Raw genomic sequence first — 24494 nt, forward strand, 5'->3', positions numbered from 1 at the left:
TACAGAATATAAAATAAGATTACAAAAATACACAAAAAATGTATTCTATAAAAAGAGTTTATATTTACTGATTTTGAACTGAATACTCTTCATATTTTTATCTTATAAAACTATCTTAATCTAAAAAAATACTGTATTTTTGAGTTTTGAAAAACAATAAAAATTAATTAGTCCAAAATGAATTTATTATCCGATCGCGTTAATCGTCTTAGCTATTCTCAAACCTTTGTTATGTCTAACAAAGCTCGTGAATTAAAAGCTCAAGGAATCAATGTTATTAGCTTAACTTTGGGAGAGCCTGATTTTGAAATTCCTAAATTTGTAAGGGAATCTGCCATCAAAGCGATTAATGATGGTGTTAAATCCTACACACCCGTTCCCGGATATCTTGAATTAAGAAAAGCTATTGCTAATAAATTTAAAAGAGACAATAATTTAGAATATAAACCTGATCAAATAGTTGTTTCGAACGGAGGAAAACAGTCTATTATTAATGTATTGCTTTCAATCATTAATGATGGAGATGAAGTAATCGTTCCTGCTCCTTATTGGGTAAGCTATTATGAAATGGTTAAACTTGCCGGGGGGGAAAATATTGTGGTAACTACTACCATTGACACTGATTTTAAAATCACACCCGAACAGCTTGAGAATGCTATAACTCCAAAAACCAAAGCATTTTTATTCAGCTCTCCATGTAATCCTTCGGGAACTGTTTATACTAAAGAGGAATTATATGCCTTAGCTAAGGTATTAGAAAAGCATCCTAGCGTAATTATTATTTCTGATGAAATATATGAATATATAAATTATGAAGGAAAACACGAAAGTATAGCTCAATTTCCTGAAGTTTTTGATCAGACTGTAACAATTAACGGCGTTTCCAAATCGTATGCCATGACAGGTTGGAGAATTGGATATTTAGGAGGCCCAAAATGGCTTACTGATGCTTGTGATAAAATTCAAGGACAAATGACCTCTGGGGCAAATTGTATTGCTCAAAAAGCCTCTATAACAGCTATAGAAGCTGATCCTTCGGTTATTAATTATATGATTGAAGGTTTTAAAAAGAGACGGGAACTTGTATACAATTTACTAAATGAAATTCCGGGATTTAAAGTTAATAAACCGGCCGGAGCATTTTATTTCTTTCCTGATGTATCTTTTTATTTTGGAAAGACTATACAAGGACATAAGATTACAAATTCCGATGATTTTGCTTTATTATTATTAGAAAAAGCACATGTAGCTACAGTGGGTGGTGTATGTTTTGGAGACAGTAATTGCATACGATTATCGTATGCGGCTTCTGAAGAAGATCTTATTGAAGCTTTAAAAAGAATCAAAAATACTCTATCGTAAAAAAATCATTTCTTAGTTATAAAAAATAAAAGCTGTGAAAATTCACAGCTTTTATTTTTAGTAAATATTCAAACCTAATTTATATAGGCTCCGGTCAATTTTTCTATTTAGATAAATCAACCGTTTCTGCTGTCGGGGCATTGTTCATTACTGATTTTACACCATTCTTAGCATTAGTTTCATTGTCATAAAGCTCGCTGGTTCCTACTATTTGTCCGTTACCGGCTTTTAAGTTAAAGAACCATTTTTTGTTAGAGGACTGTTTCAATTCAAAACGATCTTCGTTTTTAGAATTTCTTTTTACAGAACTAACACCTTTTTGACAATTTGTTTTTTGGGTATATCCTTCACTTGCCAGGATAATTTGCCCGTTTTTTGCTTTCAGTCTAAATCGAAAAGCACCTGATTTGTCTTTAAAAATTTCAAACATAGTTGTACAAATTTTAGTCTTACTTTATTAAGCTTTTTAGTGTTATTTATCCAACTATATTACAATATTCTTGTTTTTTTCAACAAATAATAGAGTAACAATGTTCTCTTTTTCTAAACAATTTCATACAAAGATATAAGTTCTAATTAATAAAGAACAAGAATAATATATTTTTATGACATAATACACATAAAGTTTGCAAATATTATTTTCATAAGTGCTTGTTTAACATGATTTTTTGTCTTTCCACTTCATAACAAACAATTGCAACTGCATTGCTTACATTTAATGAATCTATTTGTCCTTTCATAGGAATTAGTATATTTTCTTTTATTTTATCTTTCCAAAAATCAGAAATACCGGAATGCTCTGTTCCAAATATGACTGCAGATGATTGGGTAAAATCAACATTTTGTATAATTTTTGAGGTTTCAGTCATATAAGTAGCATAAATTGGTACATCCATTTTTATAAGAAAATCATATATATTTGCATTATTTGTTGATATAATAGGAATATTAAAAAAACTTCCTACCGATGACCGTAGTACATTGGGATTATACAGATCTGCTTTTTCTTCACATACTACAACCATATCTACACCAAACGCATCTGCTGACCTGCATATTGCCCCAAGATTACCCGGTTTTTCAATTGATTCAATAATCAGGATAAATGGGCGATCCGGTAATTTTATTTGGTCTAATTCATAGGTCTTATATTCATAAACTCCCAATATGCCTTCAGATAGTTTCCTATAAGCGATCTTATCATAAACAGATTGTGATACTTCATATTTTATAGCGGAAGAAGGCAGTGTTATAGAATCTTGAAAAATATGTGGTTGTATGTAAAATTCAATAGGAACAAAACCATTTTTTAAGGCGAAAAAATTTTCATTTTTGCCTTCAACAATGAATTTCTTTTGACTTTTCCTTTCTTTACTTTTTTCTAATAATTTTACTAAATTCTTTATTTTTGGATTTTTATTACTTTCTATATACATGATATAAAAGAAATTTGGCAAAAGTAAAAAAACTTATTCATTATTTAGATAATTTTATTACTTATATTTGAATTATTAGCATGAAAATTAAAAAACAATCCTTTTTTTATAGTCTTTTCTTTAGTGTTTTAGTAATAATTTCCTTAATCCTTAGTTATAACCTTTCAACTAAAAAATTAAATCTTGGGCAATTTAATATAGAACAGCTAAGTTCAGAAGATATTGTTATAAATTATATAAAAATACATCATTCCTTACCAAATTATTATATTAAAAGATTAGATGCGCGCAAAGCCGGTTGGAAACCCGAAAAAGGTAATTTATGTCAAATACTCCCGGGTAAAATAATTGGCGGGGATATATTTAAAAATAGAGAAAATAAGATTCCATCGAAAAAGGGAAGAAAATGGACGGAAGCCGATTTAAATTATAAATGCGGTATGAGAGGTGCCGATCGTGTTATTTTTTCGAATGATGGACTAATTTTTGTAACTTATGACCATTATAAGACTTTTCAACAAAGATGAAAACAGTTTCTTTTGATTTTGACTCTATTTCTTCTTTACCTAAATTTTACCGAGTTTTTCAAAAAAAATTCGGCCTTGATTCTCATACGGCCAATAATTTGGACGGACTTTGGGATACGCTTACCGGTATTATTGAATTGCCTGTTAAAATTAATTTCCAAAATTTAGATTTAGATAAAATTCAAAAGTTTAAACAATTAATTGCCTTATTTGAAGAAGCTGAAAAAGAAACTGATAGAGAACTCGTGTTTTCTTATTTTTTATCCAACTAACTTATAATTTTGGATTACCTTTGTTGATAAAGTTGCTAGAAACATAAATTTACTTTATTAAAAACAATATACTGTGTCCGATAAAAAACTTGTCATAATTCCTACATACAATGAAATTGAAAACATTGAAGATATCATTTCATGTGTGTTTAGCCTGGAAGAGGATTTCGATATATTGATTGTAGATGATTCTTCTCCTGATGGCACTGGAGAGAAGGTTGCCGACTTAATTCCAACATATTCCAATCGTCTTTTTTTAGAAGTTCGAAGTACTAAAAATGGCTTGGGAAGAGCCTATATCCATGGTTTTAAATGGGCATTGCAAAAGGGATATGACTATATTTTTGAAATGGATGCTGACTTTTCACATAATCCGAATGATTTAATTAAACTGTATCGGGCTTGTAAAAATGGAGCAGATTTAGCTGTTGGTTCTCGTTATTGCCAGGGAGTTAATGTAGTTAATTGGCCGATGAATCGGGTGCTACTTTCTTTTTTTGCCTCTAAATATGTGCGTTTGATTACCGGATTGCCCATTAACGATTCTACTGCCGGTTTTGTATGTTTCACTCGAAAAGTATTGGAGGAATTACCTCTAGATCAAGTGGAATTAGTAGGATATGGCTTTCAAATTGAAATGAAATTTAGAGCGTATTGCAAAAAATTTAAAATTGTTGAAATTCCTATTATATTTACAGACCGAACTAAAGGAAAATCGAAGATGAGTGGAGCCATCATCAGTGAAGCTGTTTTCGGAGTAATTAAAATGAAATTTATGTCTTTATTAGGAAGATTATGAGGCTTTATTTATATATATTTATTAGTCTGTCTTTAATGTTTTTTTCATGCCAACATCCGCTTGAAAAACCTGATCATCTGCTCTCTAAAAAGGATATGATTGCTATTTTAAGTGACATATATTTATATAAACAAACTCCAACCAATCTTCCATTGGATCAAGAAACTGCTTTTGATACATACGTTTCTATATTTAAGGCTCATCATACCACTAAAGAAATTTTTCAAAACAGTTACATATACTACTATACAGATGTAAATGCTTTACAGCATATATATGATAAAGTTATTGATAATCTTAAAAGTAAATTAACTAAAGAGCAGCAACAACAATTAAAAGAAGAAGAATCACCCGAAAACCCTTGATAAAATGAAAATCAAATTTTTAGTTCTATGTATATTTTTTGTCTCAATGGTATTTTCACAAGATAAAAAAATATATAATCCTGATGATCATGCTCAACAAAAAATTGATTCTTGTATTAGTGAAGCTAAAAAAGAAAAAAAATTTATCTTGCTTCAAATCGGTGGGAATTGGTGTATCTGGTGTATTCGATTCAATACTCTAACTCAAAATAACGAGGCTATAAAGAATATTTTAACGGAAAATTATATTGTATATCATTTAAATTATTCAAAAGAAAATAAAAATGAGACTATTTTAGCCAAGTTGGGATATCCTCAACGTTTTGGTTTTCCAGTATTCGTAATCTTAAATGAAAAAGGTGAAAGAATTCATACGCAGCAGTCTGATTTTTTAGAAGACAACAATTCAGGATATGACGTTAAAAAAGTTGAAAAATTTTTAAATGATTGGTCTCCAAAAGCCCTTGATCCCAATTTCAATAATTAATAAAGGTACTTTCGTTTGTTATTAAAAGCGTATGTTAGCTAATAAAAGCTATTATTTATTATTCTAAATTTTAAAAATGATCTTTATGAGATTTGATAAAAGTATATTGTTATCTATAATTTTATGCATATTTGTAGTAAATATTAATGCTCAAAAAATAACATTAGAAGAAATATGGAGCGGTAAATTTTATCCAAAAACCATTTCAGGAATAAAATCTTTAAAAAATGGTAAAGAATATACTATTCTAACTAAAAATGGTATTGAAAAATATTCCTATGATACCTTTGATAAAATAAATACGATCATTTCGGGTACTTATTCCGATTATTTATTTAATAACGATGAAAATTATTTGCTTTTAGAAAATGATTCGTTTCCAATATATCGACGCTCAAAATCGGGAATTTATACTTTATATAACATAAAAAACCAAACATTTTTAGAGGTTTTCAATAAAAAGCCTATACAAGAACCTATTTTTTCTCCTGATGGTACTAAAATAGCATTTGTTTATGAAAATAATATCTATTATCAAGAATTTCCCTCATTACAAATAACGCAAGTTACGCACGATGGAAAAAAGAATAAAATCATAAATGGAATTTCAGATTGGGTTTATGAAGAAGAGTTTGCTCATGTCAGAAATTTTGAATGGTCGCCCGACGGAAAGAATATTGCCTTTATACATTTTGATGAATCTCATGTTAAAGAAGTTGATATTCCATTATATGAAAACTTTTTGTATCCCGATCATTTCATTTATAAATATCCAAAAGCTGGTGAAGACAATTCTTTTGTTAGCTTAAAGTTATATAATTTAGATAAAAAAGAAATTAATACGGTTTCTTTATCTAATTACGAAAATTATTATATTATAAATAGTAAATTCTCACCCAATGGAGATTTATTCGCGATAACTTCCAATCGTTTTCAAAATAAAATTACTGTTTTAAAAGTAAACCCGGCAAATCTTAACACTCAATTATTAGTAACGGAAACATCCACTACTTGGATTGACACTGACAAACTTTATATTAATTTATTAGCCGATGGAAGTTTTGTTTTAAACTCCGAAAAAAACGGCTACAATCACTTATATCTTTATAATGCTAAAGGACAATTAATAAAACCTATTACTAAAGGGAATTGGGACGTAATTCGAATTTATGGAATAGATAATAAAAATTCCCTCTTATACTTTCAATCCAATGAAAAAGGATCTAACAATAGGATAGTTGCCTCCGTTAACATCAAAACCGGTAAACAGATAATTTTAACAGATGAAATAGGAACCCATAATGCCTCTTTTAGTACTGATTTTTCTTATTTCATCGATCAATTTAGTACAGCAAATACACCTCCTGTAGTTACATTGAGGAACAATAACGGATCTATATTAAAAACTCTGGAAGATAATTCGTTCTTAGTATCTTATGTCAATAAGAAAGAAATTCAAAAATTGGAATTTATTGAAATTCCAACTAAAAATGGGATTAAGTTGAAATCATATATGATTAAACCTATAAATTTCAATCCTGATAAAAAATATCCTATTTTAATGTATGTATACGGAGGCCCCGGATCTCAAACGGTAACCAATTCTTGGGATTCATTCAATTATTGGTGGCACCAAATGCTTGCGCAAGAAGGATATATAATTGTTTCCGTTGATGGAAGAGGAACCGGTGGAAGAGGGGAAAACTTTAAAAAATCAACATATAAACAGCTAGGTAAACTAGAACTTGAAGATCAAATTGCTGCTGCAAAGTGGTTGCAAACCCAATCTTTTATCGATTCTAACAGAATTGGAATATGGGGCTGGAGCTTTGGTGGTTATTTAACTTCTCTATGTATGACAAAGTCTAATGGCTTATTTAAAATGGGAATAGCTGTTGCGCCGGTAACCAACTGGAGATTCTATGATACTATTTATACCGAACGATTTTTACAAACTCCTCAAGAAAATCCAACAGGATATGACGAAAATTCACCTATAAACTTTGCAAAAGATTTACAAGGTAAATTTTTAATTATTCATGGAACGGCAGATGACAATGTACATTTTCAAAATTCTGCAGCTATGATCAATGCTCTTATTGAAAATGGAAAACCATTTGATATAGCTATTTATCCTGATAAAGATCATGGAATTTATGGCGGAAATACTCGATATCATTTATATCAAAAAATGACTGATTACATTAAATCAAATCTGTAAAAATTCTTTAAATATTAACATTTTCTGTTGATACATATATGTTTTTAGTGTTTCTTTGAATTATATCAAATAAAATTCTTAGCAGCTAATAAAATATCTTTATTTCATTTAAAAAGATTTTTTATATTCTTATTAAGTTATTTTAAAATCTAATTACAAAAAAAATTCAATCATAATACTGAATCGTTGGCTTTTTATAATGTAATGATTTAATATTAAATTTAAACAAAAATATACAAAAAGAACACCTAGGATAAACTTTGGCTTAATTTTTGTTAACACTCTATATAATTTATATTTTATACTTCTAAATAATTTTTCTTTTATACTAATTATATATTGTTTTTGTTAAATTTTTAAATCAAAAAAAAGTAATATGATTCAATTTTATTTTCTACCACATTAATTATTTTTATATAATTATAACAATAAACACATCTTAATTAAAAACTTTATTCTAATTTATATTCTAATTAAGACAAGCCCATTTCCTTAAAAGGATATGTACAACTATAATTTCATATTCTAAATAAAAGAATGTATTATCTTTATTTAAAAAATTATCCATATGACAATATATAAAGCCAGAGAATCGACAGACGTAATTGAAAGATTGTATATAACCATGCGTCACCTTTTTAACCGAGGCGGCTTCAAACCAACGGGTACTTCAGGACTTGAATTAAGAAACTATTTGTTAAAACTAAATCCGGAAATATACGGATCAATAGCAGATCCGGATAAAGTGGAACTTAATGGGCTCAACTATGTATTAGACAGGCTCCCACAAGGGATTGAAGAATGTTCATTTATATTTTTAACCTCCAATGAAGGATTAGACAAATCATCATTTACCCCTATTTATCCTAAAAAAAGAAGGAGAACTTGTTATCGGGTGGATGAGCACCAAATGAACATTGAAGTATTATTAGGAAGATCTGAAATTTATGATATATTAACCCACCTTACGTTTTTATATAATGAAGCAGACAAAATCAGAAAAAGAACTCATGATTTTAACGGAAAAGTAGGAAGAATCTGGATATCTGTTGAAAATGCAGCCTTAAGCTCTGAACCTTTAAAAAGAAAAGAAAGAGAGGTAATTTTAGCCCACATAGCCACCATGCTGGGCAGAAGCTTTGATGAAGTAATTACTGCTTATAAAAACTTTCAAGAAACAAATGATCCTGACCGTTTTATAAAGATTATTTACAATTTAGGAAGAGTAAGCAAAGAAGACGAATTAGGAATTCGAAGAAGAGAAATATTTTTCAGCTCCATTTTGAAGGAAAGAGTGGGTCATCATTTATTTGGTGAAAAATGGGCGGAAAATGTTAAAAAAACATTAATTAAAAATAAGTTAATTAATAAAAAAATTCACATTATAAGCTCCAATATGCATAGTGTGAAAAATATGTTGTATGCTTTTGATTCTTTAAATAAGACTTTTCATGCTGATGAAGAATTAAAAATGTATGAAGATTTAAGTAAAAATTTAGATTTAGTTGATTCTGTAAAAAGTTATGCTCAAAAAAATGGCATGATATACAGTAAAGATACCAGCGGATCAAATATTGACGTTCAAATCTTCGATTTATCTAAGATTAATTTTAAAAACACCCCTTTTAAAAATATTAAAAACATAAACAAAGAAGACATTTTAATTGTTTTTGATTATGCATTCGGAGAACAAGCTTTTGAGATAATGGATGAATTATTAAGGCCAATAAATAATGCGAAAGAAAAATTTAAGCTGAATGTTGACTCAATATCTATCTTAGGTAAAGCCGGAATTTTAGTTGGAAATAAAGGCGATATTATGATTCCAACTGCCCATATATTTGAAGGGACAGCAGATAACTATCCTTTTCATAACCAACTTTCCTTAAAAGATTTTGAAGGATATAATATTAACGCTTATAAAGGAGCCATGATTACCGTATTAGGTACTTCCTTACAAAATAAAAATGTTTTGACTTATTTTATGCAAACATCTTGGAAAGCCATCGGTTTAGAAATGGAGGGAGCACATTATCAAAAAGCTATTCAAGTGGCATCTAAAATACGTCATCATATAGGTGAAAACGTAAAATTAAGATATGCTTATTATGCCTCAGATAACCCTTTAGAAACCGGAAGTACATTAGCCTCCGGAGGATTGGGTTTAACGGGTGTAAAACCTACGTATTTGATCACTCAAAAGATACTTGAGCAAATATTAAATATTAAAAATTAATTTATCTAAAATAAATGACTAAACAAAACCAAAACCACGAAGTAAATATTATAGATTTTTTTAATTATCTTATAAACATTGTTAAAAAAATTGGAACTAAAATTATTAACATTTTCGAAAAAATTTTTAAAACTATCTTATGGTTTTTTATTTTATTAAAAAAATACTTTCTTCTTATTTTAATTGTCGTAATTATTTCCGGTGTGTTAGGTTACTTAAATAAGGGCATTATACCCATTTATTATAATTATGATATGATTGTTGAACCTAATTTTAATAGTTCTAAAACACTATATCAACTCATTGACTCATATAATAAATTAGCTGCAAATAAAGAAAGCAAACTTAAAGGTTTAAAAAACATTTCAATAAAACCTATTAAATCACTAACTGAAGAGCTTAATATATTTTATACTACCATAAAAAATAATGATAATATTGTAAAAAATGATTCTATTTTTTCGAAAAACTTTGAATTAATTAATAAGTTTAGACAATATCTTGTAGACACTGATTATCTTAAACATTCTATACATATAACATCAACAAATAAACTTTCTTCGGAAGAAATCAAAAACGAAATTTTAAGTCCGTTTGAAAATGATCCGTTTTTTTCCCGTTTTAAAGAAGCTTATTTAAATTCAATAGATACTAAATCTAAAATATATAAAAATGAATTAAAGATAATTGATACCCTCTTACTATCTATAGCTAAAGGGGATAAATCCAAAATTTCCGCATCTTCTCTATCTATTAATAAAGATTCTAAAACGAATGTTGAACAGGATTTACTTAATAAAGCATTAAAGATAACACAATTATTAGCTGATACTGAAGTAGAAAAAGTTCAAAAATCTCAAGTAATAACACTAATTTCAGAACCTCAATTAGTTGATAACAATTCTTTAATTACAAATAGAAGTACGTATTCTTTTATTTTATATGGTTTTTTATTTTCAATATTTATAATTTTGTTTATCCAATTTGTAAAATATTTAAATAAATTTGAAAAAAAACACTCTTAAAATAGCTATTATAGGATTCGGCCATATAGGAAAAATACACTATGAAAATATCACACAAAATGAAAATTTAAATGTAGTTGCTTTGATTGATACGGATAATTCCGTTTTGGAAAATAAAAATATCCCTATTTTTCAAAGTATATCAGAATGCCATATTATTTTCCCTGATATTGATTTGTATATAGTTGCAACACCCAACGGTTACCATTATAAACAAACGAAAGAAATCCTGGAATTATCTAAAAATGTGTTGGTGGAAAAACCCATTACATTTCATAAATTCCAAATTGAAGAATTAATTACTATCGCAAAGAATAATAATGTTCGATTATTTACCTCTCTGCAACTACGTTTTTCACATATAATAAACCACGTCAAAAATTTAATTGACAATGATTATTTAGGTGAAATTTTTCTTATAAATATTGAATGTTTTTGGAACAGAAATGACCGCTATTATAAAAAAAATTCATGGCGTGGAACAAAGCAGTTAGATGGAGGAATACTGTTTACTCAATTCTCTCATTTCATAGACATAATACATTATTTATTGGGAAAAATTGAATTACTAAGCAATTTAACTGCCAATTATACGCTTCAAAACGTAATTGAATTCCCCGATAGTGGAATTTTACAATTTAAATCGGGAAAAACCCTGGGAAGCATGTGTTACACGATCTCTACCTATGATAAAAATTTTGAATCATCAATTACTATCATTGCAGAAAAAGGAACAATAAAAATTGGTGGCCAATATTTGGATCAACTAGTACATTATAATGTAAAAGAGAGCTTTTTAGAAGGTATTGATTTGCCTAAAGAACCGCTTCATAAATTGTTATATAAAGAAATAGTACATTCGTTAAAAAATTCAACCTCATCTTGTTTAGATGCTGAAAATTCGATTGAAACTATTGATTTTATTAATAAAGCGTCTAGCTATTTAGCCTAAACAAATTGGCTTATTTATAAACTAGTGATGGAAGAATTATTTCCAATATATAAAATATTTAATTATAATTTTATCAAAATACAAATCAAAATCTGAATTTTTACTTAAAAATTATTTTTTTGATTAAATATCTTATGAAAAATAATATTTGATTTGTATTTAATATAGTAATTTTGCTATATGAAATTAATTTCACAATTAGGAATTATATTACTGTTGTATTTTATTGGTGAATTAATAGTTTTTATCCTGCAAATAAAGATACCGGGAAGCATAATAGGTATGCTGTTATTACTTGTATCTTTACAATTGAATATCATAAAAGTGGAAGATATAAAAGAAGTGGCTACTTTCTTTTTAAATAATATGCTGATTTTATTTATACCTTTAGGGGTTGGATTAGCTTCCCAATGGGACTTAATCTCTAAGGAATGGTTAGCAATTTTAATATCCATTATACTTAGTACCTTTATCGTGTTATTAACTGTAAGTTTACTTATTAGAAAGAAAAAAGAATGAAGGAATTTTTAGATACTCCTCTTTTTCATATAACGTTAACCTTACTGGTTTTTTGGTTATGTAATTTGTTGTTTACTAAATTCAAATATAAAATACTTCATCCGGGTATAACCTCTATAATCTTATTGATTGTCTATTTAAAAGTGACACATACTTCGTATGAAGATTATAACAATAATACCTCTTTAATTTCTTTTTGGCTGGGACCATCCGTGGTAACTTTGGGTCTACCGCTTTATTTGTATATAAAACATTTAAAAGGCAGTTATATACGAGTTTTTATCGCTATGATAGCGGGAAGTCTTGCGGGAATTATTTCCGTGGTTGTTATAGCAAAAATTCTAGGCGCTTCAGACATTATAGCTTATTCTTTATCTCCAAAATCTGTAACAACGCCTATTGCAATGGAGGTATCTAAAGGACTGGGAGGTATTCCGTCTCTTACTATTGCGATAGTTTTTATTACCGGATTTGTCGGTGCCCTTTTCGGATGGGGATTCCTAACTAAATTAGGAATTAAAGATCACAAAGCAATCGGAATAGCTGTGGGTTCTGCTTCTCATGCTATAGGTACGGCGGAAATTGTTAAAAATGGCGAAAAATTTGGCGCTTACGGAGCACTTGGAATGGCTTTAAATGGTGTATTAACTGCTATATTTGCTCCTATACTAACTCCGTATTTAATCCAACTATTAAATTCGATTGGATAAATATTCGTTGTGGTTAACTTTTTGTAACAATAAATAATTACTTATTACTATAAATTTATCTGATAAGTTTTTATGAAATAGGCGAATATTTAAATAAATTTTAAAATATATTATGACTAAGAAAAAGAGAATAATTTCTACTAAACATAAAGAGAAACTACGAAATTTAAAAAGAAATATACTTAACATCTTTATAAAAAACCCGAATAAACAATACAATTATAAACAAATATCCACAATACTGGATTACAAAAATCCCAGACAAAGGGAATTTGTAATACAAGGACTTTTAAGTTTGGTTTCTGAAAAACAACTAACAGAAATAAAAACCGGAAAATATCAAATCAATTCCATAAAAGAATCCGTTACCGGAAAAATTGATTTCAGTCAGAATGGTAATGCCTATTTAATTGTTGACGGTCTTGAAAAAGATATTTTTATACCGAAAGGAAAAACAGGAAAAGCTTTACAAAATGACATTGTAAAAGCTATAGTCCATCAATTTAAAAACAGAAAACCGGAAGGAGAAGTTGTTGAAATCCTGGAACGTTACAAAACAAAATTTGTTGCAAAATTTGAATATTCTCCGAACAAAAACTTTGGATTTGCAGTAGTTAATAAACCTTCCGTTCACACTGATTTTTTTATACCAAAAGATAAATTCAACGGTGCAAAAAACGGTCAACTGGTAGTGGTTCAACTCCTCGATTGGCAAGATAAAGAAGACAGTCCTACGGGATCTATTGTTGAAGTATTAGGAGATCCCGGAGAAAATGAAACCGAAATTCATGCTATTTTAAGTGAATATGGGTTACCTTATACATTTCCTTATGAAGTTGAAAAAGAAGCGGAAAAACTTGATATACGCATATCAGAGGATGAAATATCTAAAAGAAGAGATATGCGTACTGTCACTACATTTACCATTGACCCTGTTGATGCTAAGGATTTTGATGATGCACTCTCTATCGAAAAGTTAGACAACGGCAACTGGGAAATCGGAATTCATATTGCAGATGTTTCCCATTATGTAAAGCCGGGAACCCTATTAGATAAAGAAGCCTATTTAAGAGGAACTTCCGTGTATTTAGTCGATAGAGTCGTTCCAATGCTTCCTGAAGTTTTAAGCAATAATGTTTGTTCCTTACGTCCTAAAGAAGATAAATATACTTTTTCCGCCGTATTTGAATTGGATGAGAAAGCACAAGTAAAAAAACAGTGGTTTGGACGAACGGTTATCCATTCAGACAGAAGATTCACTTATGAAGAAGCCCAAGAGATTATCGAGGGAAAAAAGGGCGATTTTGAAGAAGAAATACACACCCTTAATAATTTGGCAAAGCTACTAAGAGAAGATCGAATGAACAAAGGAGCAATCTCTTTTGATAAAATAGAGGTAAAATTTAATTTAGATGAAAATAAAAACCCCGTAGGTGTTTATTTTAAAATTGGAAAAGACAGCAATCATTTAATTGAAGAATTTATGCTCCTGGCCAATAAAAAAGTTTCCGAATATGTTAGTACCAATAAAAAAGGAAATCCAACCGATCGAACTTTTATTTATAGAATTCATGACGACCCGGATCCGATAAAATTACTCTCTCTTAAACAATTTGTGAATACTTTGGGTTATGATATAAATATAACCAATAAAAATAAAACCTATCAATCCATCAATAAATTACTTGCCGACGTGAAAGGTAAAGGCGAAGAAAATATGATTGAAACGCTTACCATCCGTACTATGTCAAAAGCAAAATATTCAACCGAAAATGTCGGTCACTATGGTTTAGCTTTCGATTATTACAGTCATTTTACCTCTCCCATACGCCGATATCCTGATGTAATTGCCCATCGTCTCTTACAAGATTTTCTAGACAAAAAACCGTCTGCAAACAAAGAAATCATCGAGAATATGGCAAAACATTGCAGCAATATGGAAAAATTAGCCGCCGATGCTGAAAGAGACAGTATTAAATACATGCAGGTTAAATTTATGGAAAAACACTTAGGTGAATCTTTTGAGGGAGTAATCACCGGAGTAACCGAATATGGTATTTATGTAGAAATTAAAGAATTCGGAACCGAAGGAATGATCAAAACAAGAGATATACGGGATGATGAATATCGCTATGATGAAAAGACCTATTCTATTATTGGACAAAGAACCGGCAATCAATATCAGTTGGGAGATACTGTATTTATTAAAGTTATAAAAGCTAATCTTGAAAAGAAACAATTAGATTTTGAACTTATTGAGAATTGATAAAAAATAAATTAGTAACCAATTATACTATATAGTCTGTTATATTGCTAATATCAAAACAATTTTAATTGTAACGAACCTTTTGCTTCTAACTCTAATAATTTTTTCTTTCTCCACAGTCCTCCTCCATAACCTGTTAAAGATCCATCCGAACCAATGACCCTATGACAAGGAACCAATATAGAAATCATATTCATACCATTAGCATTTGCAACCGCTCGAACAGAAGAGGGCTTACCGATACGTTTTGCTTGAATGGCATAAGTTGAAGTCTTGCCGTAAGGTATTTGAAGAAGGACCTTCCATACCTCTTTTTGAAAATCAGAACCAACCCAGTCTAAAGGAACTGTAAATTCTTTTAAAGTACCTTCAAAGTATGAGTCTAATTGTTGCTTTAATTGTTTAAATAAACTATTTTCACTTGGCACAATAGAAGTATTAAAACGCTTTGATATTAATTGTAGTTCTCTTTCTAACATTTTACGATCCGAAAATTCCAATAAACATATGCCTTTCTCTGAGGCACAAGCAATCATAGTACCTAAAGGGGTTGCCAAGCGGGTAAGATTAATTAATTGTTTTTCTTTACTCATTTTAGGTGTAATTCCTGTTATTTTTTTAAAAGTTTCATTAAATCCGCTCAACGATTCAAATCCTGAGTCATAGGCAATATGTGTAATATTCTTTCCTTCTTTACATTTTTTAAATGCCTCATTTATTCTATACATTCTTTGATACATATGAAAAGTAATTCCATGATTTTTAAGAAACCACCTTCTAACTTTTATTGGCTCAATTCCAAAATTCCTTATATCAAAGTCTTTTAATTTAATATTGGGGTTGTCCTCCAAATGTTGTAATAATTTATGAATATATTCCGGCGTCTCACCATTCCTTTCCATAGGATGACATATTTTACATGCTCTATATCCTTTACTTAAAGCTTCTTTAGTTGAAGAAAAAAATTCAACATTCTCAAATTTAGGTTTTCGTGCTGAACAGGTAGGACGGCAAAATATTCCGGTAGTTTTAACACCAACAATAAAAGTTCCTTCAAATGAACTATCCCTTTCTAATAAGGCTTTGTAAAATATTTTTTTTGATCCATGGAAAAAGTATTTTTTATATCCTTTTTTAGAATTAAACATCTTAAATATTTAAAAAATAGGATGAAACCCTTTAAATTTAGATGTAATCTACCCGTTTTCTCTGTAAATCCCTTTATTATAAGGATAAAAAGAAATACACTTACTATTTAAAAAATTATTTTAAAATAATTTTTCGTTAAAATTAGTTCAGGCGAAGATTGTACTGCAACCGAAAAATGAACATATATTTTTTCCATGAAAAGATAAAGGGTATTAACCAAAAACTTAAAAACTAAAAAACCCATCAAGTTTTTAAAGTGTTTTTTAATTCTTGAACCGCCTTTTCTATTGTTTTATTATCTTTTAACAAGGTAATGAACTTACTTCCAATGATAGCGCCGTTAGCATAAGATTGTGCGACTTCTAAAGTAGCTTTATTAGAAATACCAAAACCTATTAAACGAGGATTACGCAATTTCATCGAATTAATTTTTTGAAAATATTCTACTTTTTTATCATCAAAACTTTTTTGCGCTCCCGTTGTTGAGGCAGATGAAACCATATATATAAATCCATCCGTATTTTCATCAATCAAGCGAATTCTTTCTTCTGATGTTTCGGGAGTTATAAGCATTATAACTTTTATATCATAAGTTTCAAAAATCGATTTATATTTTGTACTATAATCATTAAAAGGCAAATCAGGTATAATTGCTCCATCTACACCGACTTCTTTACATTTTTTACAAAAATTTTCAATTCCGTATTGCATAATAGGATTTAGATATCCCATTAATAGTAACGGCAATTCAACTTCTTTTCTCACTTCTTTAATTTGTTCGAAAAGCAATTTTAAATTCATTCCATTCTTCAAGGCCAACGTGCCGCTTTCCTGAATGGTCGGCCCATCTGCCATAGGGTCTGAAAAGGGTATACCCACTTCTATTAAATCTATGCCGTTTTTTTCAAGCTCTTTTATGATCTTACCAGTATCGGCAAGATTCGGATATCCGGCCGTAAAATAAATGGAAAGAATGTCTTTCTGTTTTTTATTAAATAATTGCTTTATTCTATTCATAGTTTATTTCTTCTATAAATTTTTTTATTAATTCAATATTTTTTCTTCCCGGTTCTAGTTCAAACTTACTGTTTAAGTCCAAACCATATAATTTCGGATGCTTTATTTCTTTAATTTTACCTACATCTTCCATTGAAATACCTCCACTTAAAAAAAAAGGAAGTTCACCTGTATAAAAATCCATCAACGACCAATCGAACTTTTTCCCTGAGCCTCCATATTGCGTGCTTTTAGTATCAAACAGAAAGAAGTCACAAACTGAGTTATATTCTTTTGTACTGTGCAAATCATTAGGGGATGATACATTAAAAGCCTTAATTATTTTTATATTAGGAAAACTTTTTATGAGATCTGAACAATATTTTGGATGTTCCGATCCATGAAGTTGGATAACATCCAACTTATATTTTTCAATCCTATTGAATAGCGATTCTATTTTTTCATTAACAAAGACCCCAACCCTCAAAATATCTTTAGTTTGTAAAAGAATGGTTTCGGGGAGTATCTTATCTATATAACGTAAGGATTTCGGGTAAAATATAAATCCCATATAATCTATAGGTAATAGAGAAAGATGCTCAATATTATCAGGATATTTCATCCCACAAACTTTAATTTTCATCTATTAATTGGTTAATTGGTATGATTATGTAAGTTCTTCAATAAAATCTTGTAAAGCTTTACCGGGATTATTCGTTTTCATAAAATTTTCACCCATTAAAAATCCTTTATATCCGGCTAGCATTAAGTCTTTTACAGTTTGAGAAGATGATATTCCACTTTCAGAAATTTTCAAAAACTCCGGGGGTATTTTATTAACCATGTCAAATGAAACTTGTACATCCGTAACAAAGTTTTTTAAATTACGATTATTAATTCCTACTACATCTACCCATTCGTTAATATAATCTAATTCCTTTTCATGATGCAATTCCAACAACACATCCAATCCAATATTTTTAGCTTGTTTTGCCAATTCTTTAGTTTTTTCAACAGTTAAAGCTGCGGCTATTAACAATATTGCACTTGCACCGTAAGCCTTAGCTTCAAAAAGTTGATATTCATCAATCATAAAATCTTTACGAAGAAGGGGAGTTTGTGTAATGGCTTCTGCATTAACCAAATCCTGCAAATTACCTCCAAAAAAATCAGTATCGGTGAGAATGGATATAGCACTTGCTCCGTTTTCAGAATAAAGAGGTATAATTTGTTCTATTTTTGCATTTTTAAATATCCAATCTTTCGAGGGAGATCGACGTTTAAATTCTGCAATTATACCGGTTGAAGATCTTTGTATGGATTCTTTAAACGATTGTCTTTTCTTTACATTTTGTATTTTATTTTCCAGATCTTTAATTGAAATTTTCCTTTTGGATTTTTCAATTTCAATCCTTTTACAATCAATAATTTTATCTAAAATAGTAGGCATTTTTTTTCTTTTATGGTTCAATGAATGAGTTACTATCCTCATCAACTACTTTTTTTTCTACAAATTCATCATCTAAATCAACAGAATCTCCGTTTATTTGTCCTCTTCTAAACTGAACTTGTTGTTGATCAGGAAAATAATAAAAATAGGTATCAATTGTTTTACTAGTAAAATGAAGTTCATAATAATTACCTTTTTCCGTCCACCATTCCCCTTTATCTACAATCGCTCTTTCTTCAATTCCTCCCAACAATTGAATTTTCAACAAAAGAAAAGTTCCGTCAATATTCCGTTGCTTAATCCAATAGTTACGTATTCCTCCTTCTCGAGTTCCTTTTTCTGTACCTTGCCAAAATCCAATTAAGTTTTGATCTCTTTCTTTTATTTGAGAATAGGATACTAGATTCCACAAGATAAATGTTATAAGTATTAATTTTTTCATCTTTTTTATTCTTATTAAACCTAATTATTCAGGCTTAAAAACTTTTGAAAAGTTTGTTTCGCTTTTCCGCTTTCCAAAGATTCTCTCGCTTGATTGATGCATTCTTCAATAGTTAATTTGGGATTTATATTGTGTATGGCAAATGCCGAATTAGCTATCACAGCATTTTTTTGGGCTTTGGTTGCTTGATTATTTAATACATTATCAAAAATTTTTGAAGCTTCTTCAGGTGTTTTTCCTCCGTCCAACTCCGGTTGCGTACATCTTTCCAAACCGATATCTTCGGGAGAATAGATATGTTCCCCTAAATGGGTAACCACTTTAAAATTATCGGTTAAGGATATTTCATCATACCCGTCTAAACTATGTACGACCGTATAATTACAATCGGTATTTTGATAGATATAATAATATAAACGAGACATTTTAAGGTTAAATACTCCTAATACATTTCTTTTAGGCTTTATTGGATTCACTACAGGTCCCAGCATATTAAAGAATGTACGAACTCCTAATGCTTTTCTTATGGGTGTTACCACCTTCATGGCATCATTGAATAAAGGAGCATGTAAAAAGGCCAGGTTGGATTGATCTAATGATCGTTCAAGTTTACTGATATCTGCAGTAAATTTAACTCCGTGTTGTTCCATCACATTGGAAGCTCCACTAACAGAAGTTGCGCCATAATTTCCATGCTTTGCAACTTTATATCCGGCACCGGCTACCACAAAACAAGAAAGAGTAGAAATATTAAACGTATTTTTATTATCCCCTCCCGTACCTACGATATCTATAGGATCATATGCGGCTAATGATGAAACATCCGTACATAAATCCATAAGGGCATCCCTAAAACCGAAAAATTCATCGATGCTAATATTTCTCATAAGAAAAACGCTTATAAAAGCGGCAATCTGAGATTCATTATATTCTTTCGCGGCCATTTTAGTCAATACTTCTTTCGCTTCTTCTCGGTTTAAATATTGATGCTCAAAGAGTCTGTTTAATAGTTGTTTCATATCAACTTAATTTTCTAAAAAATTTTTTAAAATGTTTTTGCCTTTCGGAGTAAGTATGGATTCAGGATGAAACTGAACTCCGTGGACATCATAATGCTTATGTTTTATAGCCATAATTTGATTATCATGATCGACGGCCGTAATTTGAAGTTCATCCGGAAAATTTTGATTATCTACAATCCACGAATGGTATCTCCCAACTTCCATTTCTTCAGAAATACCTTTGAATATATAGTCTTCATCTATTATTCTTATTTTCGTTGCTACTCCATGATACACATCTTCCAAATTGGTCAATTTAGCACCAAAAGCTTCTCCTATAGCTTGTTCTCCTAGGCACACCCCTAAAATCGAATGAGTTGGAGCATATTGTTTGATTAATGGGAGCAATATTCCTGATTCGGAAGGTATTCCCGGTCCCGGTGACAATATTATTTTATCATAGTCTGCTACTTCTGATACCGCGATTTGATCGTTCCTAAATACATTTACTTCCGTATAATTCAATTCTTTAATTAAGTGAACCAAATTATAGGTAAATGAATCATAATTATCTAAAACCAATAGTTTCATCATATATTTACTTAGAACATGAATTTAAGAATTGGTTAGCCGTTTGTACATCGGCATAGTAATAACTTAAGGCTGCTAAAAATGAATTTTGAACTTCTTTAGCTTGTATTTTTTCTCCCTTAATTTCAAGATCTCGGGTTGCACAAGCATCGCCTATTAAAGTACAAGAATAGCCTAAGTCTTTTGCTGCTCTAGTAGTTGCATCCACACACATATGGGTCATCATTCCGCAAATTACAAGTTCATCAACTTTAAGTTTCTTTAAAGTATCTTGAAGATCTGTATTTATAAAGCTATTTGGAAAATTCTTGATGATGACGGTTTCTTCTTCTTTCGGCTTAACATGGGAATGTATTTCTACCCCTTGAGTATGAGGAAGGAAAAAAGTAGCATCCGACCTTGAAGATACATGTTGTATATGGACTACCGGCCATTGTTCTTTTCTGAACTTTTCTAAAATGTTTTTTGCTTGTTCACAAGCTTGTATAGAATTATTTAGAGGATTTTTTCCTCCTTCAAAATAGTCATTTTGAATATCGATAATAAGTAAAGCTTTCATATATAATTAATTTTTTAAAATTTCTGCCAGATCAATTGCTTTTTTAAGCGCTCCTAACTTGTTATTTACTTCTTTTAACTCTTCTTCCGGATTTGACTTGGATACAACGCCCGCCCCTGCTTGATAATACAATACATTATTTTTGCTTAAAAATGACCGGATGGTAATTGCTTGATTTAAATTTCCGTCTAAACCAATATACCCGATGCATCCTCCATATATTCCCCGCATATGCTTTTCTATATCGTGCAGCAATTGCATGGCTCTAACTTTGGGTGCTCCGGATAAGGTTCCTGCAGGAAATGTATCTGCAAATACAGAAATACTGTTTTTATTTTCATCCACAATTCCACTCACACGGGAAACTAAATGTATCACATGTGAAAAATACTGTACTCGTTTAAAAAACTCTAATTGGACCTCATGGCAATTTCGGCTCAGATCATTTCTTGCTAAATCTACCAACATAACATGTTCTGCATTTTCTTTTTCATCTTGTAAGAGTTTTTCTGAAAGTTTTCTGTCTTTTTCATCATCTCCGGTTCTTTTATAAGTTCCGGCTATAGGATCAATATATGCTCGTCCTTTGTTTATTTTACAATGCGTTTCGGGGGATGATCCGAATATTCGAAAAGAACCAAAATCGAAATAAAAAAGATAGGGAGACGGATTAATGGATCGTAACGCTCGATATACTTTAAAATCATCGCCGGTAAATGCTTGTGAATAACACCGTGAAGGAACAATCTGAAAGACATCTCCTCTTTTACAATGTGCAATCCCTTTTTTTACAGACTCTATATATTCTTCATCGGAAATAAAACTTTTTTCATCTCCTTTGATCTTAAAATTATAGGAAGCAAAATTATTATTTTGCAATAAGGCTTCTAGTTGATGAATATCTGATTTTCCCCCTTCGGGAATATTTTCAACTATGGTTAATTCATTCTTTAAATGATTAATAACTAATATAAATCGGTAAAAAATGTAAAATAATTCAGGAATATCCGCATTTTCATATTTTTTATTTTTAGGATCAACGGATTCAAAATATTGAATACTATCATAGGAAGTATATCCAAAAAAACCATTAATTTTAGCAGGATTCTCTCCTTGTAATTGAAAGCTTTTAATAAAATCATTCAATTCGTTAACTAAAGGTTGTTCTAAATTTTTGATTTTTGTTTGCCCGTTTATTTCCGTTGTAATTTCATAGTCTTTTACTTTAAATTTAGCTAAAGGATCCATCGCAATAAAAGATGAGCTGTCTTCTCCTCCATGAAAATCAGAACTTTCGAGTAAGGCAGATTCAGGAAAAGCATCCCTTATTTTTAAATATATTCCCACCGGAGTTTGTAAGTCTGCTAATAATTTCTTAGTTTTTACCTGTATTTTCATATTTTATTCGTTTCGATTTTCCTGAACTTTTATGTATGTTTCCATATCTTTATCTCCTCTTCCCGATAGACAGATCACAATAATATCTTCCTTTTTAAATTTCTTTTTCTTCAATACTCCTAAGGCATGTGCCGACTCAATGGCGGGAATTATACCTTCTAATCTTGTTAATTCAAAGGCTGCATCTAGAGCTTCCTCATCTGTGATTGCCAGAACTTCCGAACGTTTGGTTTTTGACAAATGGGCATGAAGGGGACCTACTCCCGGATAATCCAATCCGGCCGATATAGAATACGGTTCTTCTATTTGTCCATCTTCTGATTGCATGAGTAATGTTTTGCTTCCGTGAATGATTCCTAATCTTCCTAAATGGATCGTCGCAGCAGATTCTCCGGAGTTTAATCCTTTTCCTGCTGCTTCAGCTAAGACAATCTTTACCGAAGGTTCATTTAAAAAATGATAGATGGTTCCGGCAGCATTGCTTCCTCCTCCTACACATGCTATCAAATAGTCGGGGGTTTCTCTTTGTTCTTTTTCTAACAGTTGTTTGCGAATTTCTTCACTGATGACTGATTGTAAACGAGCAACCATATCCGGATAAGGATGAGGACCTACGGTGGAACCTATAATATAATACGTGTCTTTCGGATTTGAACACCAATCGCGAATTGCTTCATTAGTAGCATCTTTTAAGGTCATATTTCCACTCGTTACGGGTAGTACTTCTGCTCCTAACATTTGCATTTTTTCAACATTCAACTTTTGTCTTTCCACATCCACTTTTCCCATGTAAATTACGCATTTCAAATTCATTAGAGCACAAACTGTAGCCGTGGCAACTCCATGTTGACCCGCTCCGGTTTCAGCTATGATTCGGGTCTTACCCATTCTTTGCGCCAATAATATTTGACCTATTGTATTGTTGATTTTGTGCGCTCCGGTATGATTTAAATCTTCTCTTTTTAAGTAGATTTTACATCCGTATTTGTGAGACAGTCTTTTTGCCAAATATAAAGGTGAGGGCCTTCCTACATAATCTCTTAGTAAATCGTGGTAATCTTTTTGAAATTTTGGGTCATTTAATACTTTTAAATAATTGTTTTTTAGAATCTCCACATTTTCATAAAGAATTTCAGGAATATAAGCTCCTCCAAATTCTCCATAGTAACCTTCTTGGTTTACACTATATGTATGCTTCATTTTTTTCATTTTATGTAATTAATCATTTCAAAAAACAAAAAAACCTACCGTGAACACGGTAGGTTTTTCTTATTCTTTTACTATTTTATTTAAAATAATATACCTTACTGCCCACGGCTATTGAAGCTGAGAGCACCACCACCAAGATATATTATTTAAAAATATTGTTTTCACTTTACTTAATTATTTTAACAAAAATACTAATTATCTTTTTATAATACAAAATATTTCATCCGATTTTATGTTTTTCTTTAATTTATATTTAGATTATTATTTAATTATGAGCGTGATTTAATAGTGTACTTTACTTTATATATTTTGTTCTTGCTATGCATATAAATTGACTATTTAGCTATGTGCTGAGTTTACAAATACTAGATATTATTCTTAAATTAAAAGAAAAAACCCATTCATTTATATAAAATAAAGAATGGGTTACGAATAGAATTCTTAAGGTTTTACTCTTTTATTAGATTCTTACATATTTATCCTATTGCTACAGTTATATAATAGTTTTTTTAAATTAATCGT

25 protein-coding genes are annotated in these 24494 nt (G+C 30.1%); 13 read left to right on the forward strand and 12 right to left on the reverse strand.

All coding sequences use genetic code 11. The features are described 5' to 3' along the window. The first annotated feature begins 177 nt into the window (after positions 1 to 177). Positions 178 to 1362 (forward strand): pyridoxal phosphate-dependent aminotransferase, encoded by a 1185-nt coding sequence (locus G8C43_RS06545; RefSeq protein ID WP_166004937.1) that lies wholly within the window; start codon positions 178 to 180, stop codon positions 1360 to 1362. Positions 1363 to 1465: 103 nt separating this feature from the next. On the opposite strand, the gene G8C43_RS06550 is transcribed toward G8C43_RS06545, so the two are convergent. Further along, positions 1466 to 1792 carry a YegP family protein gene (locus tag G8C43_RS06550; RefSeq protein ID WP_160542894.1) on the reverse strand — a complete coding sequence of 109 codons (327 nt, stop codon included), beginning with the start codon at positions 1790 to 1792 and terminating at the stop codon, positions 1466 to 1468. A gap of 211 nt (positions 1793 to 2003) precedes the next feature. After that, complete coding sequence (locus G8C43_RS06555; RefSeq protein WP_166004939.1) at positions 2004 to 2798, reverse strand: TrmH family RNA methyltransferase; 795 nt, start codon at positions 2796 to 2798, stop codon at positions 2004 to 2006. Between the two features lie 80 nt (positions 2799 to 2878). Here G8C43_RS06555 and G8C43_RS06560 point away from each other — a divergent pair, with 80 nt between their 5' ends. From G8C43_RS06560 to rnr, 12 genes are all read left to right on the forward strand, one after another. Continuing rightward, positions 2879 to 3325, forward strand: coding sequence for a ribonuclease domain-containing protein (locus tag G8C43_RS06560; protein ID WP_166004941.1), 447 nt, complete (start codon positions 2879 to 2881; stop codon positions 3323 to 3325). After that, on the forward strand, positions 3322 to 3597 hold the full coding sequence (locus tag G8C43_RS06565; RefSeq protein ID WP_160567872.1) for a barstar family protein: 276 nt from the start codon (positions 3322 to 3324) through the stop codon (positions 3595 to 3597). The genes G8C43_RS06560 and G8C43_RS06565 overlap by 4 nt, the downstream gene beginning before the upstream one ends. 73 nt (positions 3598 to 3670) lie before the next feature. Then, positions 3671 to 4396, forward strand: coding sequence for a polyprenol monophosphomannose synthase (locus tag G8C43_RS06570; protein ID WP_166004943.1), 726 nt, complete (start codon positions 3671 to 3673; stop codon positions 4394 to 4396). Next, positions 4393 to 4761, forward strand: a complete 369-nt coding sequence (locus G8C43_RS06575; RefSeq protein WP_166004944.1) for a DUF4296 domain-containing protein — start codon at positions 4393 to 4395, stop codon at positions 4759 to 4761. The genes G8C43_RS06570 and G8C43_RS06575 overlap by 4 nt, the downstream gene beginning before the upstream one ends. A gap of 4 nt (positions 4762 to 4765) precedes the next feature. Beyond that, complete coding sequence (locus tag G8C43_RS06580; protein WP_166004947.1) at positions 4766 to 5248, forward strand: thioredoxin family protein; 483 nt, start codon at positions 4766 to 4768, stop codon at positions 5246 to 5248. 85 nt (positions 5249 to 5333) lie between these two features. Continuing rightward, entirely contained in the window at positions 5334 to 7469 is a 2136-nt protein-coding gene (locus G8C43_RS06585; protein WP_166004949.1) for a S9 family peptidase, read from the forward strand. Between the two features lie 568 nt (positions 7470 to 8037). Further along, positions 8038 to 9705, forward strand: coding sequence for a DUF6909 family protein (locus G8C43_RS06590; RefSeq protein ID WP_166004951.1), 1668 nt, complete (start codon positions 8038 to 8040; stop codon positions 9703 to 9705). A gap of 14 nt (positions 9706 to 9719) precedes the next feature. After that, entirely contained in the window at positions 9720 to 10730 is a 1011-nt protein-coding gene (locus G8C43_RS06595) for a hypothetical protein (RefSeq protein WP_166004954.1), read from the forward strand. After that, on the forward strand, positions 10711 to 11682 hold the full coding sequence (locus G8C43_RS06600; RefSeq protein ID WP_166004957.1) for a Gfo/Idh/MocA family protein: 972 nt from the start codon (positions 10711 to 10713) through the stop codon (positions 11680 to 11682). Before G8C43_RS06595 ends, G8C43_RS06600 begins: the two co-directional genes overlap by 20 nt. Positions 11683 to 11862: 180 nt before the next feature. Beyond that, positions 11863 to 12201, forward strand: a complete 339-nt coding sequence (locus G8C43_RS06605) for a CidA/LrgA family protein (RefSeq protein ID WP_105296516.1) — start codon at positions 11863 to 11865, stop codon at positions 12199 to 12201. Continuing rightward, positions 12198 to 12911 carry an LrgB family protein gene (locus tag G8C43_RS06610; protein WP_160542906.1) on the forward strand — a complete coding sequence of 238 codons (714 nt, stop codon included), beginning with the start codon at positions 12198 to 12200 and terminating at the stop codon, positions 12909 to 12911. Before G8C43_RS06605 ends, G8C43_RS06610 begins: the two co-directional genes overlap by 4 nt. A 112-nt stretch (positions 12912 to 13023) precedes the next feature. After that, the gene (gene rnr, locus G8C43_RS06615) at positions 13024 to 15177 is read left to right on the forward strand and encodes a ribonuclease R (RefSeq protein WP_166004959.1); all 2154 of its coding nucleotides are present in this window, start codon (positions 13024 to 13026) and stop codon (positions 15175 to 15177) included. Between the two features lie 53 nt (positions 15178 to 15230). Here rnr and G8C43_RS10045 read toward each other — a convergent pair whose 3' ends face one another. From G8C43_RS10045 to trpB, 10 genes are all read right to left on the reverse strand, one after another. After that, positions 15231 to 16325, reverse strand: a complete 1095-nt coding sequence (locus G8C43_RS10045) for a bifunctional transcriptional activator/DNA repair enzyme AdaA (protein ID WP_166004961.1) — start codon at positions 16323 to 16325, stop codon at positions 15231 to 15233. Between the two features lie 244 nt (positions 16326 to 16569). Further along, positions 16570 to 17343: a tryptophan synthase subunit alpha gene (gene trpA / locus G8C43_RS06625; protein WP_166004963.1), complete on the reverse strand. Its 774-nt coding sequence runs from the start codon at positions 17341 to 17343 to the stop codon at positions 16570 to 16572. Next, the gene (locus G8C43_RS06630; protein ID WP_166004966.1) at positions 17336 to 17965 is read right to left on the reverse strand and encodes a phosphoribosylanthranilate isomerase; all 630 of its coding nucleotides are present in this window, start codon (positions 17963 to 17965) and stop codon (positions 17336 to 17338) included. Before G8C43_RS06630 ends, trpA begins: the two co-directional genes overlap by 8 nt. 24 nt (positions 17966 to 17989) lie before the next feature. Continuing rightward, positions 17990 to 18814, reverse strand: coding sequence for an indole-3-glycerol phosphate synthase TrpC (gene trpC, locus G8C43_RS06635; protein ID WP_255490339.1), 825 nt, complete (start codon positions 18812 to 18814; stop codon positions 17990 to 17992). Then, complete coding sequence (locus G8C43_RS06640) at positions 18783 to 19214, reverse strand: hypothetical protein (protein ID WP_166004969.1); 432 nt, start codon at positions 19212 to 19214, stop codon at positions 18783 to 18785. Before G8C43_RS06640 ends, trpC begins: the two co-directional genes overlap by 32 nt. A gap of 20 nt (positions 19215 to 19234) precedes the next feature. Then, positions 19235 to 20233: an anthranilate phosphoribosyltransferase gene (trpD, locus tag G8C43_RS06645; RefSeq protein WP_166004971.1), complete on the reverse strand. Its 999-nt coding sequence runs from the start codon at positions 20231 to 20233 to the stop codon at positions 19235 to 19237. Between the two features lie 6 nt (positions 20234 to 20239). Beyond that, a complete protein-coding gene (locus G8C43_RS06650; protein ID WP_221411564.1) occupies positions 20240 to 20809 on the reverse strand; it encodes an anthranilate synthase component II in 570 nt (189 codons plus the stop codon). A 4-nt stretch (positions 20810 to 20813) separates the two neighbouring features. Then, entirely contained in the window at positions 20814 to 21365 is a 552-nt protein-coding gene (locus G8C43_RS06655) for a cysteine hydrolase family protein (RefSeq protein ID WP_166004975.1), read from the reverse strand. Between the two features lie 6 nt (positions 21366 to 21371). Beyond that, complete coding sequence (locus G8C43_RS06660) at positions 21372 to 22763, reverse strand: anthranilate synthase component I family protein (RefSeq protein WP_166004977.1); 1392 nt, start codon at positions 22761 to 22763, stop codon at positions 21372 to 21374. 3 nt (positions 22764 to 22766) lie between these two features. Beyond that, on the reverse strand, positions 22767 to 23963 hold the full coding sequence (gene trpB, locus G8C43_RS06665; protein WP_166004979.1) for a tryptophan synthase subunit beta: 1197 nt from the start codon (positions 23961 to 23963) through the stop codon (positions 22767 to 22769). Positions 23964 to 24494 lie beyond the last annotated feature (531 nt).

The organism is Apibacter sp. B2966 (genome assembly GCF_011082485.1).
Classification (GTDB): Bacteria; Bacteroidota; Bacteroidia; order Flavobacteriales; family Weeksellaceae; genus Apibacter.